The sequence below is a fragment of the Priestia sp. FSL W8-0001 genome, assembly GCF_038050335.1.
Taxonomy (GTDB): domain Bacteria; phylum Bacillota; class Bacilli; order Bacillales; family Bacillaceae_H; genus Priestia; species Priestia flexa.
In genome coordinates this window covers 3,010,699-3,028,781 of the sequence record NZ_JBBPAL010000001.1, presented here as the reverse complement: position 1 = coordinate 3,028,781, position 18,083 = coordinate 3,010,699, and the positions used below count along the sequence as shown (strand labels likewise).

Annotated in this window: 19 protein-coding genes; all 19 read left to right on the top strand. The window is 38.4% G+C overall.

All coding sequences use genetic code 11. The features are described from left to right. Positions 1-11: 11 nt before the first annotated feature. A complete protein-coding gene (locus MKZ18_RS16025; RefSeq protein WP_061785455.1) occupies positions 12-737 on the top strand; it encodes a hypothetical protein in 726 nt (241 codons plus the stop codon). A gap of 228 nt (positions 738-965) precedes the next feature. Next, positions 966-2,444, top strand: a complete 1,479-nt coding sequence (spoIVA, locus tag MKZ18_RS16020; RefSeq protein ID WP_061785456.1) for a stage IV sporulation protein A — start codon at positions 966-968, stop codon at positions 2,442-2,444. Between the two features lie 426 nt (positions 2,445-2,870). Continuing rightward, positions 2,871-3,143 carry a non-specific DNA-binding protein Hbs gene (hbs, locus tag MKZ18_RS16015; protein ID WP_025908380.1) on the top strand — a complete coding sequence of 91 codons (273 nt, stop codon included), beginning with the start codon at positions 2,871-2,873 and terminating at the stop codon, positions 3,141-3,143. Between the two features lie 148 nt (positions 3,144-3,291). Then, entirely contained in the window at positions 3,292-3,858 is a 567-nt protein-coding gene (gene folE / locus MKZ18_RS16010; RefSeq protein ID WP_025908381.1) for a GTP cyclohydrolase I FolE, read from the top strand. Between the two features lie 24 nt (positions 3,859-3,882). Then, positions 3,883-4,113: a trp RNA-binding attenuation protein MtrB gene (gene mtrB, locus MKZ18_RS16005; protein WP_025908382.1), complete on the top strand. Its 231-nt coding sequence runs from the start codon at positions 3,883-3,885 to the stop codon at positions 4,111-4,113. A 220-nt stretch (positions 4,114-4,333) separates the two neighbouring features. Then, complete coding sequence (locus MKZ18_RS16000) at positions 4,334-5,137, top strand: heptaprenyl diphosphate synthase component 1 (protein ID WP_235859214.1); 804 nt, start codon at positions 4,334-4,336, stop codon at positions 5,135-5,137. 1 nt (position 5,138) lies between these two features. Beyond that, a complete protein-coding gene (locus tag MKZ18_RS15995; protein WP_341344578.1) occupies positions 5,139-5,846 on the top strand; it encodes a demethylmenaquinone methyltransferase in 708 nt (235 codons plus the stop codon). A gap of 81 nt (positions 5,847-5,927) precedes the next feature. Then, positions 5,928-6,893: a heptaprenyl diphosphate synthase component II gene (gene hepT, locus MKZ18_RS15990; protein WP_061785459.1), complete on the top strand. Its 966-nt coding sequence runs from the start codon at positions 5,928-5,930 to the stop codon at positions 6,891-6,893. Positions 6,894-7,003: 110 nt separating this feature from the next. Beyond that, entirely contained in the window at positions 7,004-7,453 is a 450-nt protein-coding gene (gene ndk / locus MKZ18_RS15985; protein ID WP_025908386.1) for a nucleoside-diphosphate kinase, read from the top strand. Between the two features lie 147 nt (positions 7,454-7,600). Then, the gene (locus tag MKZ18_RS15980; protein ID WP_025908790.1) at positions 7,601-8,374 is read left to right on the top strand and encodes a CheR family methyltransferase; all 774 of its coding nucleotides are present in this window, start codon (positions 7,601-7,603) and stop codon (positions 8,372-8,374) included. 127 nt (positions 8,375-8,501) lie between these two features. Beyond that, positions 8,502-9,674, top strand: coding sequence for a chorismate synthase (gene aroC, locus MKZ18_RS15975; RefSeq protein ID WP_061785460.1), 1,173 nt, complete (start codon positions 8,502-8,504; stop codon positions 9,672-9,674). Further along, positions 9,674-10,762: a 3-dehydroquinate synthase gene (gene aroB / locus MKZ18_RS15970; RefSeq protein ID WP_061785461.1), complete on the top strand. Its 1,089-nt coding sequence runs from the start codon at positions 9,674-9,676 to the stop codon at positions 10,760-10,762. Before aroC ends, aroB begins: the two co-directional genes overlap by 1 nt. 254 nt (positions 10,763-11,016) lie before the next feature. Next, complete coding sequence (gene trpE / locus MKZ18_RS15965; protein WP_061785462.1) at positions 11,017-12,534, top strand: anthranilate synthase component I; 1,518 nt, start codon at positions 11,017-11,019, stop codon at positions 12,532-12,534. Next, the gene (gene trpD, locus MKZ18_RS15960) at positions 12,527-13,549 is read left to right on the top strand and encodes an anthranilate phosphoribosyltransferase (RefSeq protein ID WP_061785463.1); all 1,023 of its coding nucleotides are present in this window, start codon (positions 12,527-12,529) and stop codon (positions 13,547-13,549) included. Before trpE ends, trpD begins: the two co-directional genes overlap by 8 nt. Beyond that, positions 13,542-14,309 carry an indole-3-glycerol phosphate synthase TrpC gene (gene trpC / locus MKZ18_RS15955; RefSeq protein ID WP_061785464.1) on the top strand — a complete coding sequence of 256 codons (768 nt, stop codon included), beginning with the start codon at positions 13,542-13,544 and terminating at the stop codon, positions 14,307-14,309. Before trpD ends, trpC begins: the two co-directional genes overlap by 8 nt. Further along, positions 14,299-14,940, top strand: coding sequence for a phosphoribosylanthranilate isomerase (locus tag MKZ18_RS15950; RefSeq protein WP_061785465.1), 642 nt, complete (start codon positions 14,299-14,301; stop codon positions 14,938-14,940). Before trpC ends, MKZ18_RS15950 begins: the two co-directional genes overlap by 11 nt. Further along, positions 14,918-16,132, top strand: coding sequence for a tryptophan synthase subunit beta (trpB, locus tag MKZ18_RS15945; protein ID WP_025908797.1), 1,215 nt, complete (start codon positions 14,918-14,920; stop codon positions 16,130-16,132). Before MKZ18_RS15950 ends, trpB begins: the two co-directional genes overlap by 23 nt. Next, positions 16,119-16,934: a tryptophan synthase subunit alpha gene (gene trpA / locus MKZ18_RS15940; RefSeq protein WP_061785466.1), complete on the top strand. Its 816-nt coding sequence runs from the start codon at positions 16,119-16,121 to the stop codon at positions 16,932-16,934. The genes trpB and trpA overlap by 14 nt, the downstream gene beginning before the upstream one ends. Positions 16,935-16,938: 4 nt before the next feature. Continuing rightward, on the top strand, positions 16,939-18,042 hold the full coding sequence (gene hisC / locus MKZ18_RS15935; protein ID WP_061785467.1) for a histidinol-phosphate transaminase: 1,104 nt from the start codon (positions 16,939-16,941) through the stop codon (positions 18,040-18,042). The last annotated feature ends 41 nt before the right edge of the window (positions 18,043-18,083 follow it).

Below are 18,083 nucleotides of genomic sequence, written 5' to 3'. Positions count from 1 at the left end.
GGTGAAGTTTAATGAGAAAAATCTTACTATTTATAATTTTTTGTAGCATAACATTCTTATTATCAGCTTGCTTATACCCTGAGGCTAATCTATCTCAAAATCAGGTGCCTTATAAAGATCAGCTTGCAGCTGTGCAACAAGCGGTTGATGACTTTCAAAAAGATAGCGGAGGATTATTACCAATTAAAACAAGGGATAACAATACGCCTATTTATCAAAAGTATCCCATTGAATTTAACAAGCTCAGCCCACGCTATATGCAAGAGCCACCCGGTACAGCGTTTGAAAGCGGAGGCGTTTTTTCATATATGCTGGTGGATGTAGAGGAGAATCCAACCGTTAAATTAATAGATTTACGAATGGCTGAACAAATCAAAGAGGTAAATATTCATCTGAATCTATACAGACAAAAACATAGTGGTTATGCGCCATTTAAAGAGGTCATTGCCGATGGTGTTTTTTCTATTGACTATAAAAAATTAAATATGAAAGAGCCACCTACAGTTGTAAGTCCTTATAGCGGTCAATTACTTCCTCTTGTATTAAATGGGAAAGGTGAGCTGTTTGTAGATTATTCATCGGACTTATATGAAGTATTGCAAAAGCATAAACATACATATAAAGAAGGAGAAGATATCCGGAATCTTCTAGTTGAGCATTCTTCTTTTGTTCCGGCTTATTCATTGCCCTATACCATCGACGAAAAAACAAATGAGCCAATATTTTTAGAAAAATGAGTCATGAACCCTTTCTCGCTGAATAAAATTCAGAGAGAAGGGGTTTTCTCTTTCTTATAAGAAATTTTAGCCTAACTTGTGATTGAGTCAGCATGTGCATGAAAAAAATTATAAATTTTTCTATCGAAAGTCATATTTTAATAGGACAACGTCATAACTATATAATGTCCTAATTTACTCTCGCAATGGATGTCATATCCTATGAACTCATAGATCGGAGGGGATCTTTTGGAAAAGGTAGATGTGTTTAAGGATATCGCCGAACGTACAGGAGGCGATATATATTTAGGGGTAGTTGGTGCAGTAAGAACAGGGAAGTCAACTTTTATAAAGAAGTTTATGGAGCTAATGGTATTACCTCACATTGAAAATGAAGCAGAGCGAGCACGAACGCAAGATGAATTGCCTCAAAGTGCAGCAGGAAAAACGATTATGACAACTGAGCCCAAATTTGTTCCAAATCAAGCGGTTAGCGTACAAGTGGACGATGGGCTAGATGTTAACATAAGATTGGTAGACTGTGTAGGATATACAGTTCCAGGTGCGAAAGGTTACGAGGATGAAAATGGTCCTAGAATGATTAATACTCCTTGGTATGAAGAGCCGATTCCGTTTCATGAAGCTGCTGAAATTGGCACTCGAAAAGTAATTCAAGAGCATTCTACAATCGGTGTTGTTATTACAACAGACGGCACAATTGGAGATATTCCACGCCATGACTATCTAGAAGCGGAAGAGCGAGTAATCAATGAATTAAAAGAAGTAGGAAAGCCTTTTATCATGGTTGTTAATACCGTTCAGCCTTACCACCCAGATACGGAGAAGCTAAGAGTAAATCTTAACGAGAAGTATGACATTCCAGTGTTGGCCATGAGCGTGGAAAGTATGCGTGATACAGACGTTCTAAATGTGCTAAGAGAAGCCCTATATGAATTCCCTGTGCTAGAAGTTAATGTTAACTTGCCGAGCTGGGTTATGGTATTAAAAGATAAGCATTGGTTACGTGAAAGTTACCAAGAAGCAGTTCAAGAGACGGTAAAAGATATTAAAAGATTACGCGATGTTGATCGGGTAGTGGCACAGTTTACAGAATTCGAATTCATTGAGCAAGCTCGATTAGCAGGGATTGAAATGGGGCAGGGAATTGCTGAGATTGATTTATATGCTCCGGATGACTTATATGATCAAATCTTAAAAGAGGTTGTAGGTGTTGAAATTCGTGGGCGAGACCACCTATTACAGCTTATGCAAGATTTTGTGCATGCTAAAATGGAGTATGATCAAGTATCAGATGCGCTTCGTATGGTGAAGCAAACTGGGTATGGGGTTGCAGCACCATCTTTAGCAGATATGAGCCTAGATGAGCCGGAAATTATTCGTCAAGGATCTCGTTTTGGAGTTCGCTTAAAAGCCGTTGCACCTTCAATTCACATGATTAAAGTGGATGTAGAATCTGAGTTTGCTCCAATTATCGGTACAGAAAAACAAAGTGAAGAGCTGGTCCGTTATTTAATGCAAGATTTTGAAGATGACCCACTGTCAATTTGGAATTCAGATATCTTTGGTAGATCATTAAGCTCTATTGTAAGAGAAGGTATACAAGGAAAGCTTTCGCTAATGCCGGAAAATGCACGCTACAAACTAAAAGAAACGCTAGAGCGTATTATCAACGAAGGCTCAGGTGGTTTAATTGCGATTATTTTATAACATTGATTAATAATAGACGGTTGCAGGCTCTTTTAATAAGGAGCCTTTTTCTTATGTTTAAAAGCTGAAGGCTGGAAAAATGTTGGATATTATCAAAACGAATAAAGGGTAAAAAGTATGTGAAAGAACATATGTTTCTGTTTTTTTACTATATAACGATTTTCTGCTTGCTATGCTATTAGCGATATGTTAATCTTTTAAAAGAAATCGATTGGACATACTAGTTTTTGTATGGAAGTCTCCGAGACAAAATGAAAAACGTTGAATTATTCATAACAATCGTTTATTATTAGGCTTGTTGATACATAGGTTATGTATAATATTCGTTAATTTTGTTAACAAATGAGATATCGTCGATTACTAGATTCCTTTTGTAATGGGATTTTAGTTTTTATATGATCCGATTTTTGGGAGGAGGTGAATGGCATGAACAAGACAGAATTAATCAATGCTGTTGCAGAAGCGAGTGAGCTTTCAAAAAAGGATGCTACAAAGGCAGTTGATGCTGTTTTTGATACAATCTTAGATGCTTTAAAAGACGGTGACAAAGTTCAACTAATTGGTTTTGGTAACTTTGAAGTACGTGAGCGTGCTGCACGTAAAGGTCGTAACCCTCAAACGGGTGAGGAGATTGAAATCGCTGCAAGCAAAGTTCCTGCATTCAAACCAGGTAAAGCTCTTAAAGACGCTGTAAAATAATATTTACATAAAATGTCTATTTTTATAGTCATAATACAAGAGCTTTGAAAGGTCGCATATTTTGCGACCTTTCTTTTTTGCCTTTAGTACATACATATGCTAGAATTTTTTTAACTACGTCGTAATGCAACGAATGGGAGGCTACAGGATGTCAACTGTAAATAAAGAACAAATCGAACAAGCAGTAAGGCAGATTTTAGAAGCGATTGGAGAAGATCCAAATCGAGAAGGGCTATTGGATACACCAAAGCGCGTGGCTAAAATGTATGAAGAAGTCTTTTCGGGATTGAACGAAGATCCAAACGAACATTTTAAAACTATATTTGGCGAGGAACACGAAGAGTTAGTTTTAGTAAAAGACATCAACTTTCATTCAATGTGTGAACATCACTTGGTTCCTTTCTATGGAAAGGTTCATGTTGCATATATTCCAAAAGGTGGTCGCGTAACTGGATTAAGTAAGCTTGCACGTGCAGTGGAGGCTGTCTCTAAGCGCCCACAGCTTCAAGAAAGGATTACGTCTACAGTTGCTGATTCAATCGTGGAAACCTTATCTCCTCATGGAGTCATGGTTATTGTAGAAGCTGAACATATGTGCATGACAATGCGAGGCGTTCGGAAACCAGGAGCTATGACCGTTACATCAGCGGTTCGAGGAGTATTTGAGCACGACCAAGCAGCACGCGCAGAAGTATTATCATTAATCAAGTCGTAATTGGCTAGAGATGGAGGGAAAATTATGGCACAAAAATCGAATCCGGAATACATCGTCATCAAAGCAGTGGAAGATGGTGTAAATGTTATTGGTCTAACAAGAGGTGCAGATACACGATTTCATCACTCTGAAAAGCTAGATAAAGGCGAAGTGATGATTGCTCAATTCACAGAGCATACGTCAGCAATTAAAATAAGAGGCAAAGCACTTATCCAAACGGTTCATGGTGAGGTTGAATCCGACGTTAAAAAATAAGCAGGAGTTTCCTGCTTTTATTTTTATGGTATACACGACCATTTCAAGTGAAGTGAATAACAACATGTAAAGAATGGAAAAAATAAAAATGCGATAAAATCAAATCATAACCTAGCCGTCGATTATGATTTTAAAGGTTAAATTAACCTTTAGTTATGGTATAATTGACACTATCGAATTTACTTTGGAAAAAGCAGTGACTGAAAGGGAGACAAGGGTGATGAATGTGCAAAACATCTACGATACGGTTGCAGACATGAAAGAACAAATTCATGCTGAGTTGAGTCATCCATATGTTCAAAAATTTATTCATCATCCAACTGTAGATGAAAATAAATTATTATACATATGCTCGTTTTTAACGACTCTTTCACTTGAACAGCAAAAATGGAGTCGCTGTGCGCTGTCAGTTATGCTTGTGCAAACTGCACTAGATACCCACGACCTGGTCTCTACTCAAGATGTTGATAGTGAAGGAACACAACTGCACAAGCGACAGCTAACAGTATTAGCAGGTGATTATTATAGCGGTTTGTATTACTATTACTTAGCACAAACGGGGCAAATTGACTTAATTAAGGTAATTGCTTCGTCTATTAAAGAAATTAATATTGCTAAAATCCACATCTATCATAACCAAACACAAGACGTACAGGATATGATGACGAATTTCTTTACGGTTGAATCATCGCTTATTAATTCCTTATGTGATTACTTTAATTGTCCGGAGTGGCGAGAGCTTTTAGAACATGCCTGTCGTTTAAACGCTATTTCAACCCAGCTAATAAAGTTGGCAAAACAAGAAGCCTCGATTTTATTAGACAATTATTATAAAAATGGAATGAAAAGCATTGGAATTCAAGAAGCGCTTTATGCTTCAAGTGAACCATCAATTGCTGTGGTAAAGCAATACCTAGCAGCAGGTTCACCTTTCATTAATGAGCTTAATGAGCCGTTAAAAGAGCATTTATACGAGATGATTGGCAGCTTAGAGCGTCTTAAAAATGTTGTAGGAGAAGGATAGTATGCAGCAATCAAAAGAAGAGCGTGTGCATGGAGTTTTCGAGAAAATATATAAAAATTATGATCAAATGAATTCAGTAATTAGCTTTCAGCGTCATAAAGCATGGAGAAAAGATACGATGAAGCGAATGGACGTACAGCCAGGGACAACTTCACTGGATGTATGCTGTGGAACAGCTGATTGGACATTAGCTATGGCTGAAGCTGTAGGTCCAACTGGTAAAGCTGTTGGGCTTGATTTTAGTCAAAACATGCTGAAGATTGGGCATGAAAAAGTGAACCAATCATCATTTTTAAATGTTGAATTATTGCATGGTAACGCAATGAATTTACCGTTTGAAGATAACTCATTTGATTATGTCACAATTGGCTTTGGTCTTCGAAATGTTCCTGACTATATGGCAGCATTGAAAGAAATGTACCGAGTAGTAAAGCCAGGTGGGAAAGTGGTATGTTTAGAAACATCTCAGCCAACCATGATTGGTTACCGACAAGCGTACCGTTTATACTTTAAATATATTATGCCTGCATTTGGGAAGCTATTTGCTAAAAGCTACGATGAATATTCATGGCTTCAAGAATCAGCGTGCGATTTCCCAGGCCCAAAAGAACTGGCTGAAATGTTTAAACAAGCAGGATTTGAAGACATTGAAGTTAAAACCTATACCGGTGGAGTAGCTGCAATGCATTTAGGGTACAAACGAGTATAGAGACAATTGTAATAAATATTAATGTGTAAAGTAGTGTAACATCGAACGATTGAAATGAATTTATAATGCTAGGTGAGTCCAATGAAATTAAAAATGATGTATACTTTTCTAAACACGGATATTGCACTAATTGAAAAAGAATTAGAGCAAAGGATTGAAACAAAAGAGGCATTAATTACAAATGCATCTCTTCACCTTTTACAGGCAGGGGGAAAAAGAATTCGCCCTGTCTTTGTTTTATTAGCCGGCAAGTTTGGCTCTTATGATGTCAATCAGATTAAGCATGTCGCAGTAGCCCTTGAGCTGATACACATGGCGTCTTTAGTTCACGACGATGTGATTGACGATGCGGATATGAGACGGGGTAAGCCAACGATTAAAGCCAAGTGGGATAATCGAATTGCTATGTATACGGGGGATTATATTTTTGCGCGTGCGCTTGAAACTATTACTAAAATTGAACAAGTGGATGCTCATAAAATCTTATCTGATACGATGGTTGAACTAACGCTAGGTGAGATTGAACAAATTAAAGATAAATATGATTTAAATCAAGACTTGCGTACGTACTTGCGTCGTATTAAGCGAAAAACAGCGTTGTTAATTGCAGCAAGCTGTCAGCTGGGGGCAATCGCGGCCGGTGCTCCAGAATCTATACATAAAAAGCTATTCCTGTTCGGTTACTATGTGGGAATGTCGTTTCAAATTACAGATGATATTTTGGATTTTACGTCTTCGGAAGAAAAGCTTGGTAAGCCGGTAGGAAGTGATTTGCTACAGGGGAACATCACACTGCCTGTTCTTTACGCATTAGAGGATCCAGATTTCCGTCTTAAAGTTGAGAGGTTATTTGTAGCAGACGATCAAACGGAGCTTATTTCCGAAATTATTACGTATATTACTTCTTCTGACGTAATTGATCGCTCTGTTAAAGTAAGTGAGCGTTACCTTGAAAAAGCCATGATGATCTTGAAAGAGTTACCAGATAATAAAGCGCGTAAAGCGTTATACCAGATTGCTAAGTACATTGGTAAAAGAAAATTTTAAAAAAATATTTTTGGTACGTTGTAAAACAACCTAAAGAGTGGTAAGATTTTCTTGAGTGTGATTACGCTTTCATTCGCTTTACATATCATAACTTCAGGGGTGGAGAGAAAATGATACAACAAACTTTTTTAATGGTCAAACCAGACGGGGTACAAAGAAGTATTGTGGGAGAGATTGTATCTCGCTTTGAAAAAAAGGGGTTTCAATTAGTAGGCGCAAAGTTAATGCACGTATCACAAGATTTGGCTGAAACACATTACGGAGAACATCGCGAAAAGCCATTTTTTAAAGAGCTAGTTGACTTTATTACATCAGGACCAGTATTTGCAATGGTATGGGAAGGGGAAAATGTCATTGCAAATGCACGTCAAATGATGGGGAAAACAAATCCTCAAGAAGCGCTTCCAGGTACAATTCGAGGAGACTATGGGCTTATTGTTGATAAAAATGTTATTCATGGTTCAGATTCTCCAGAGAGTGCCCAACGCGAAATTGCGCTGTTTTTCTCAGAGTCAGAGGTAGTATCATATAACAAACAGCTAAATAGTTTACTTTATTAAGCAGACAATTAGACAATTACCACGAAAAAAAGCAAATGAATCTAATTCATTTGCTTTTTTCTATGGAGAAATTTAACATCGATAAACGAGATTCCGATATAATGGAATAAAAAGAAATATGTAATATGATAGATAGGGGTCTTATTTATGACAAATGAATATGAAGAGTTTGTTCGCAAAATTAAGCTGAAAACAGGTATCGACTTGTCGTTATATAAAGAGGCACAAATGAAACGAAGGTTAGTATCTTTATATGAAAAGAAAGGGTTTACTAGTTTCCATACCTATTATCAAGCCCTAGCTTATCAAGAGGATTTATTGACTGAATTTTTAGATAGAATCACAATTAATGTTTCAGAGTTTTATCGAAATCGAAAGCGTTGGGAAGTGTTAGAAGAAACGATTCTACCTCAGTTAACAAAGGGGAACGAAACGCTAAAAGTCTGGAGCGCGGCATGTTCTACGGGAGAGGAACCATACACATTAGCGATGGTTTTATCTTCATACTATCCGCTTTCACACATTAAAATTTTAGCCACAGATTTGGATGAAACGGTTATTGAAAAAGCCAAAATAGGGTTGTATGCAGAAAAATCACTACAAGAAGTGCCGGTACATATAAAAAACAAGTATTTTACTAGTCAAGGATTGTTTTACAAAGTAAACGATGAGATTAAAAAGACGGTTACTTTTAAGAAACATAATTTACTTGCGGATCCCTTTTCACAACAGTTTGACTTAATTGTTTGTCGCAATGTGCTTATTTATTTCACTGAAGAGGCAAAGCATCAGCTTTATCAGAAGTTTTCGGATTCATTGAGAAAGGGAGGCGTCTTTTTTGTGGGAAGTACAGAGCAAGTATTTCAACCTCAGAAATATGGATTGGAAGTAGTAGATACGTTTTTTTATCGCAAATTATAATAGGGGCAGTAAAGAGTGCGTTCGCTTTTTTTTGTGTGGTGAAGTAACATAGAGTATGGTATAGTCATATTTAAAAATAAAAATTCAGACGATTTCCTGAAAAATACATAATAGTGGAGGTAGAAAGATGAGATACTTAACAGCAGGAGAGTCGCATGGCCCACAATTGACGACCATTCTAGAGGGTGTTCCAGCAGGGCTGCCTTTAACTGCGGAAGATGTAAACACAGAGCTTGCGCGTAGACAAAAAGGACATGGAAGAGGGCGTCGTATGCAAATTGAAACCGATCAGGTAGAAATTGTGAGTGGCGTTCGCCATGGCTACACGCTTGGATCTCCTATTGCGCTTGTTGTTGAAAATAACGATTGGAAGCATTGGACAAAGATTATGGGCATTGAGCCAATTTCTGAAGAAGAAGCCGAAGACGTAAAGCGAAAAATCTCACGCCCACGACCTGGACATGCAGATTTAAATGGCGCAATTAAATATGGACATCGCGATATGAGAAATGTATTAGAGCGTTCCTCAGCGCGTGAAACAACGGTTCGCGTTGCGGCTGGTGCAGTAGCAAAGCAAATTTTAGCTCAGTTTGGAATTAAAGTGGCAGGACATGTGCGTGAAATTGGGGGAATTAAAGCTAATCCTCCAGCATATGAAACTCTTGAACAACTCCAGGAAGTTACAGAGCGATCACCGGTTAGGTGTTTTGATGCAGCTGTTGAAAAAGATATGATGCAAGCGATTGATGATGCAAAAGAAGCTGGAGATTCAATCGGCGGAATTGTTGAAGTCATCGTGGAAGGTATGCCAGCTGGTGTTGGTAGCTATGTACACTATGATCGTAAATTAGATGCTAAAATTGCTGCGGCTGTAATGAGTATTAATGCGTTTAAAGGGGTTGAATTTGGCCTTGGTTTTGAAGCTGCTCGAAAGCCTGGTAGCGAAGTTCATGATGAAATTTTGTGGGATAAAAAAAATGGATACACAAGACGAACAAACCGTTTAGGTGGTTTTGAAGGTGGGATGACTACGGGAATGCCTATTGTTGTTAGAGGTGTTATGAAGCCAATCCCAACGCTCTATAAGCCATTGAAAAGTGTTGATGTTGAAACGAAAGAACCATTTGAAGCAAGTATTGAACGTTCAGATAGCTGTGCGGTTCCTGCAGCTAGTGTCGTAGCCGAAGCAGTTGTTGCGTGGGAGTTAGCATCTGCAATCGTAGAACAGTTTGGCCAAGACCAAATTGAAACGATTGCTGAAAATATTAAGCAGATGCGTGAATATGCGAGGGGATTTTAATGGAACAAATTCAAATTGAAACCAAGTCTAAAACATATCCTCTTTATCTAGGTGAAAACATTCTATCTAAACTTCCATCAGTTATCGAAAACGTAAAGCCAAATGCTTCACAAATTTTAGTGTTGACAGATGAAGCAGTAAACGAGTGCTACGGAGATAAAATGATGGACGCTTTATCTTCGTATTCAACGGTTTATAAATACGTACTGCCTAGCGGTGAGCAAGCGAAATCCTTCGAACATTACTATGCGTGTCAAACGTTTGCTTTAGAAAAGCAGCTGGATCGTAATGCTCTTATTATTGCATTTGGAGGAGGGGTAATTGGAGACTTAGCTGGCTTTGTTGCAGCAACTTATATGCGTGGTATCTCATTCATTCAGGTTCCAACAACCCTTCTTGCCCACGATAGTGCAGTCGGTGGAAAGGTAGCAATTAATCATGAACTAGGAAAAAATATGATTGGTGCGTTCTTTCAGCCAGAAGCTGTCTTTTATGACATTGAATTATTAAATACCTTACCTGAAAAAGAATGGCGTTCCGGTTTTGCTGAAGTGATTAAACATGCGTTAATTCATGACGTGGAATTCTATCAATGGCTGAAAACAACGATTAAAACGTTAAGTGATTTACGAGAGAATGCATTAATCCACGCGCTTAAAAAAGGAATCTCTGTTAAAGCAGCGATAGTGAAAGAAGATGAAATGGAAGCGGGTGTTCGAGCGCATTTAAACTTCGGACATACGTTAGGTCATGCCATTGAATCAGAATGTGGATATGGGAAAATTAGCCACGGGGAAGCGGTAGCAATTGGAATGCTTTTCGCCATGGATGTAAGCAACGCTTTAGGAAAAACAGCGTTTCCAGTATCCGAAATTGCTTCATGGTTTAAACAGTTTGGTTATCAAACATCGATTCCTTCACACTTAGAAAAAGAACGTTTATTAAAGAAAATGCAGGCTGATAAAAAGTCTAAGCAAAGTGACGTGTATATGGTCTTGCTCGAAGAAATTGGTCAACCTTATGTTCAAAAGGTGGAAGACGGTCTTATTTTAAACCTGTTAAGTCAGCAATTAGAGAATTCTAATTAAAAAAGTCTCATGGTTGACAATTTTTAGATGAACGTAATACAATGTAGATAGTTTAGAGTTAGTAATAAGTAGTTTAGTTGAGTTTAGGGTAGACGAGAATGAGATAGTTGAGAAGAGCTGAGTCTAGTTAAAATATGACATTCGTTTACCCAAAGGCATGCTTTTTTTTGATATGTCTTTGGGTTTATTTATAATATCTTCTAAAAACACCTCACTATTTCTCATTCTCCATTTGAAATGGAGGAATGAATCACATGACAAACACGTATACTTCCTTTCTGGAAGACTCTTCACACTTTTTAACAATTCCTATCACAAAGACGTTATATGTTGACAGCTTGACCCCAGTTGATCTGTTTCAGCGGGTGCAGGATGAAGCAGTCTATTTACTTGAAAGTAACGATGATACATCACCTTGGTCCAACTATTCATTTATTGGATTAAATCCTTTTTTATATGTTGCGGAAGAAAATGGTGAGTACATCATTAAAGACCGCTATTTACAACCGCGGTTTTCAGCTTCTAGCTTTAAAAATGCTGTTCAAACAGTGGATGAGCATTTTAAAGTAAAGCTTCCTAATCTGCCACTTCCCTTTAAAGGTGGTGCAGTTGGTTTTATTAGTTATGATGCGGTTTCACAAATTGAAAAAGTACAGGTCAATAAAGAAAATGACTTACAGATGCCAACATTTCATTTTATGTATTGCGAAACGCTATTAGCATACAATCACCAATCAAAAGAGTTAGTTCTTCTCCGCTATGTTCAGCTTAACGAAGGGGATACAGAGGCAGAAAAAAGTAAAAAGTATCAGCTTGCAGTTGAAGATATCAATTCGTATGTTAATCAAATAGTGAATCCCTCAACAAACAAGTTACCGCTTGTCTTTAATTCAGAACAAAAAGACGTAACGTTTAAAGGTGTAACTTCTTCGTACGAGAAAGAGCAGTTTATGAACGACGTTAACAAAATTAAAGAGTATATCAAAAGCGGTGACGTCTTTCAGGCGGTTTTATCCCAACGTTTTCAAGTTCCAACGAAAGCTTCTGGGTTTGATATTTACAGAGTATTGCGACTAGTTAACCCGTCTCCTTATTTATTTTATGTCAAAGTAGACGGTGTGGAATTAATCGGTAGCTCTCCAGAAAAGCTTATTGGAATCGAAAATGGTGAATTAGAAATTCATCCTATCGCTGGAACAAGACGTAGAGGACGGAACGAAGAAGAAGATCAGCATATGTACGAAGATTTAATCCAAGATGAAAAAGAACGTGCTGAACACTATATGCTAGTCGACTTAGCGCGTAATGATATTGGAAGAGTAGCTAAATACGGTAGCGTACAGACACCGGTATTAATGGAGTTGGTTAAATTTTCACACGTCATGCACTTAATTTCTAAAGTAACGGGAACTATTAGCCCAAGCGTTCATCCAATTGATGCTTTGCTAGCTGCCTTTCCAGCTGGGACAGTATCAGGTGCGCCAAAGGTGAGAGCCATGCAAATTTTAAATGAAATTGAACCTGTTGCACGTAATGTATATGCAGGAACCGTTGCTTATTTAGGGTTTGATGGGAATATTGATTCTTGTATTGCCATTCGAACAATTGTCTTAAAAGATGAAGTAGCTTATGTACAGGCTGGTGCTGGTATTGTAGCAGACTCTAAGCCAGAGCTAGAATGGAAAGAAACCCGTAACAAAGCGAGTGCCTTAATTAAAACGATTCAAATCGCTCAAGATATCTACGACAAAAAGGAGAATGTGTATGTTTAAAGAACTGCTATCAAAATGCTTAAATGGCGAAACGTTATCAGCTGTAGAAGCACAAGAGCTTATGAATGACATTATGAATGGGCAAGTTCCACCTACACAAATTGCAGGTATCCTTACTTTGTTAACTTACCGAGGCGAAACAGTTGAGGAAATCGTCGGCTTTGTTAAAGGGATGAGAAATAACATGAACACAATCTCCATTAGGTATGAAAACGTGATTGATACATGTGGAACTGGAGGAGATGGGGCGTCAACGTTTAATATTTCTACAGCAAGTGCTATTGTGGCATCAGCAGCTGGTGTAAAAGTAGCAAAGCATGGCAATCGTGCCGTTTCATCAAAAAGCGGAAGTGCGGATGTACTAGAGAGATTAGGAGTGGATATTCAAGGAGAGAAGACTGAAGTTGAAGAAGCGCTTGAACGTGTCAACATGTCATTTCTATTCGCTCCTCTTTATCACCCAGCTATGAAGCATGTTGCTCAAACACGCCGAGAATTAGGGTTTCGTACAGTTTTCAATGCGCTGGGTCCTTTAGCTAATCCCACAAATTGCAGCAAGCAGGTAATTGGTGTGTATTCAATCGATTTAGCAAGAAAGCTTGCACAAGCTTTAGTACAGCTTAAAGCTAAACATGTACTGCTAGTTTGTGGTCGAGATGGTCTAGACGAAATAAGCGTAACGACTGAAACAGACGTAGTGGAAGTGAAAGATGGGCGCGTCGTAGAGTATATGCTGTCTCCTGAATCACTAGGTGTCCAAAGGGGAACTATGAAAGAGCTTATAGTAAATGATGCGGCAGAAAGCGCAGCTCTTATTCAATCAATCTTTAAAAACGGTGAGAACAAAATTGCACAGTCAGCGGTTGCTGTGAACGCAGCAGCTGCCATATATGTAAGTGGTGCTGTTCAAACACTAGAGCAAGGAGTCGTTGAAGCGATTCGAATCATCGAAAGCGGTCAGGCATTCGAACAGCTCCAGCGTTTAAAATCTGAAGAGGTGGTTAATCGTGCTTAACAAAATTATTGAAACCAAAAAACAAGAAGTAGCAAACTTAGTGCTACCAGATCCTGTTCAAGTAGAGAAAGTGTCATTCTTAGAAGCTCTTGCAAATTCAAACCGTATGCTTTCACTGATTGCAGAAGTGAAAAAAGCATCCCCTTCAAAAGGACTGATTCAACGAAACTTTAACCCTGTTACGATTGCTAAAGCGTACGAAGCAGGAAAAGCAGACGCCCTCTCAGTTTTAACAGATGAGCAGTATTTTATGGGCCACCGGGCATATTTGACTGAAATAAAACAAAACGTAAACCTTCCTGTTTTGAGAAAAGACTTTATTATTGATGAGCTTCAAGTTGAGGAAAGTGCTCGCATCGGTGCAGATGCTATTCTATTAATTGGAGAAGTCCTTGAGCCTGTACATTTAAAGGAGTTATATGAACAAGCAGGTGAGCTAGGGCTTGATTGTTTAGTTGAGGTTCATTCAGCTGAGACATTAGAACAAATTTTACGCGTGTTAACACCACAGATTATTGGCGTTAATAATCGTAATTTGCGCACGTTTGAGACATCCATTACCCAAACAAAGGATATTGCTCCCCTTATTCCAAAGGATAGCTTATTTGTTAGTGAAAGCGGAATTTATGAATATAAAGACCTTACTTATGTAAAAGAAGCCGGTGCAAAAGCAATTCTAGTTGGAGAGTCATTAATGAAACAAGATAATCAGCAAGCAGCGATTGGAAATCTATTCGGAGAAACAAGTCATGCACATTAAGTACTGCGGTATCCAAACAATTGAAGATTTTCAATTAGCAAAGGCTGGACTTGCTGATTACGTAGGCTTTATCTTTTATTCGAAAAGTAAGCGGTACGTTACGCCAGAAAAAGTTCAGGTTATGAACTGTTCAGGCTTTGAAATGAAAAAAGTGGGCGTGTTTGTGAATGAAGCTCCTAGCGAGGTATTAGAAACAGCGGTGAAAGCAGACTTACAGGTGATTCAATGTCATGGAAATGAATCACCTGAAGAACTTATTTTTTATAAAAATGTTGGCTATGAAGTTTGGAAAGCTTTGCCTCATGGTCCACAGACGCTACAAGCCATGGAGCGTTATAAAGGCGTTGTTGATGGCTATGTAATTGATAGTAAAGTCAAAGAACAATTTGGCGGAACGGGCGTTGCGTTTGACTGGAATTTTGTCCCGGCCTATACCAATACGGCTCGCTCTTATAGCAAGAAATGCTTTATTGCAGGTGGAATCACAGAATCTAATATTGATAGCCTAATGTACTATCACCCAGATGGTATCGATCTATCAAGTGGAATTGAAAGTGACGGTAAAAAAGATCAACAAAAAATAAAGCGTATCGAAAGGAAGATTTTACATGACATACAATCATCCAGATGAATTTGGTAGATTTGGAGAATTTGGTGGAAAATATGTACCTGAAACGTTAATGAAGCCATTGGAAGAAGTAGAGAAAGCTTTGGATGAAGCTATGCAGGACCCAGCTTTTAAAGAAGAGTATTTATTTCTTCTTAAAAATTATTCAGGAAGACCTACAGCCCTAACTTATGCAGATAACTTAACAAATAAACTGGGTGGAGCGAAGATTTACTTAAAACGCGAAGACTTGAATCATACTGGAGCTCATAAGATCAATAATGCGATTGGACAAATTTTGTTAGCAAAGCGCATGGGGAAAAAGAAAATCATTGCTGAAACAGGTGCTGGTCAGCACGGCGTGGCTACGGCCACGGTGGCTGCTAAGTTTGGTATGGAATGCAAAGTGTTTATGGGAGAGGAAGATATTGAGCGCCAAGCATTAAACGTATTTCGTATGAAACTATTAGGAGCAGAAGTTATTCCAGCTACTTCAGGCACAAAAACCTTAAAGGATGCAACAAATGAAGCGATCCGTTACTGGGTTCAGCACTGTGAGGATCATTTTTATTTAATTGGTTCCGCTATTGGTCCGCACCCTTACCCAAAAATGGTTCGTGATTTTCAAAAAATTATTGGAGAGGAAGCAAAACAGCAGTTTCTACAGGCGGAAGGCAAGCTTCCTAATACGGTAATTGCTTGTGTTGGTGGTGGTAGCAACGCGATCGGGATGTTCTACGACTTTATTAAGGACGAAAGGGTAGAGCTTATAGGAGTAGAAGCTGGAGGAAAAGGTGTTCATACACAGCTTCATGCTGCCAAAATGGAAAAAGGAACTAAAGGCGTTATTCACGGGACGTTAACGTATCTATTGCAAGATGAAAATGGTCAAATTACAGAGCCTTATTCGATTTCAGCAGGACTTGACTATCCTGGAATTGGCCCAGAGCACTCTCACTTATCTTCAATAGGAAGAGTAAGGTATGAAAGCGTAACGGATGATGAGTCGATTGAAGCGCTTCAGCTACTGTCGAAAACAGAAGGAATTATTCCAGCAATTGAATCAGCACATGCGCTTGCTAAAGCATTTGAGGTAGCAAAAACTAAGACAAAAGATGAAAGTATTTTGATTTGTTTATCAGGACGAGGGGATAAAGATGTTCACACTCTTGTTAATTTATTAGAAAGGAAGGAAAAAGAATATGAGCACATTTAAGCAGCGATTACCGAAACATGATACGCTATTTATTCCTTTTATTACAGCCGGAGATCCGCATGAAGATGTCACGATAGAGCTTGCTTTAGCTTTGCAAAAAGAAGGAGCTTCTGTATTGGAGTTAGGCGTTCCATATTCCGACCCTTTAGCGGATGGACCGATCATTCAAGCGGCTTCTAGCCGTGCACTTGCTCAGGGAATGTCTATATCAAAAGCAATTAAACTTGTGCCAAAAATGAGAAAAAAAGGAGTGGAAATTCCGATTATTCTCTTTACCTATTTTAATCCTGTGTTACAATTAGGTTTAGAATCCTTTTTCGCTTTAGTGCGAGAAAATGAAATTGATGGTGTATTAATTCCTGACTTACCCTATGAAGAAAGTACAGAGATTCGCACCCTTGCTGAGCAAAACGAGGTAGCTTATATTTCAATGGTTGCTCCAACATCTAAAGAGCGTATTGAAAAAATCTCCAAAGATGCAACAGGCTTTTTATACTGCGTATCATCCCTTGGCGTAACTGGAATTCGAGAAACGCTTCCTGAGGACTTAGATTCATTTTTAAAGGAAGTTAAGGCTTCGACGTCCATACCCGTTGCCGTGGGGTTTGGTATTTCAACAAGCCACCAGGTTGAAGTATTAAAAGAATACACGGATGGTATTGTAATTGGTAGTGCAATTGTTCACAAAGTTGAGGAACTTCAATCGGTACTTTTAAATAAGGAGACAAGGTCAGAAGGAATAGCAAGTTTTCAAGCGTATATAGCGTCCATCGTTTCACCGATACAAAAATGCGAGGTGTAACAAGTTGAAAGTAAAAGAGCAATTATTAACATTATCTCCATATAAGCCAGGCAAGCCCATTGAGGAAGTTAAAAAAGAATACAACTTAGAAACTGTTGTGAAGCTAGCATCTAATGAGAATCCGTATGGCTGTTCAAATCGAGTGAAGGAAGCTATTTACGAAGAGCTTAATCATATGGCACTTTATCCAGACGGCTATAGTGCAGAATTAAGAACAGCACTGGCTGAATATTTACATGTCAAAGGTGAGCAGCTTATTTTTGGGAACGGTTCAGATGAAGTTATTCAAATTATTTGCCGTGCTTTACTATCACCAGAAACAAATACGGTGATGGCAACGCCGACATTCCCTCAATACCGTCACAATGCGGTAATTGAAGGAGCTGAAATTCGTGAGGTTCCGCTTCGAAACGGTGACCACGACCTGTCGGCAATGTTAAGCGCAATTGATGAACAAACGACTGTCGTTTGGGTATGTAGCCCCAATAATCCAACCGGTACCTATGTAAAGCAAAAAGACCTGATGGAATTTATTAAGCAAGTTCCAAAGCATACGCTGATTGTTATGGATGAAGCATATTATGAATACGCAGCACAAGAAGAGGACTTTCCACAAACTGTAGATCTACTGGATGAGTACGAGAATTTAATTGTACTACGTACGTTTTCAAAAGCTTATGGATTGGCTTCACTTCGAATTGGGTACGGCATTGCAAATGAAGCATTATTACAAAGAATAGAACCTGCTCGTGAGCCGTTTAATACAAGTCGTATGGCTCAAAAAGCGGCGATTGAAGCTTTGAAAGATCAAGACTTTATTAATGAGTGCAAGCGTAAAAATGAAGATGGTTTACAGCAATACTATGCATTTTGCGAAAAGAACGGTTTGAATTACTATCCTTCTTACACTAACTTTGTACTAATTGATTTTGGTCAACCAGGCGATGAAGTATTCCAATTTCTATTGGAAAGAGGGTATATTGTTCGTTCTGGCAACGCATTAGGCTTCCCTACATCTGCACGGATTACAATTGGGACAAAAGAGCAAAATGAACAAATTATTCAATTACTTCAAGAGTATGTGAGTAAACATAAATCATTTGCATAATAATGTAGAAATGAGAGTGTGAGATCACACTCTCATTTCAT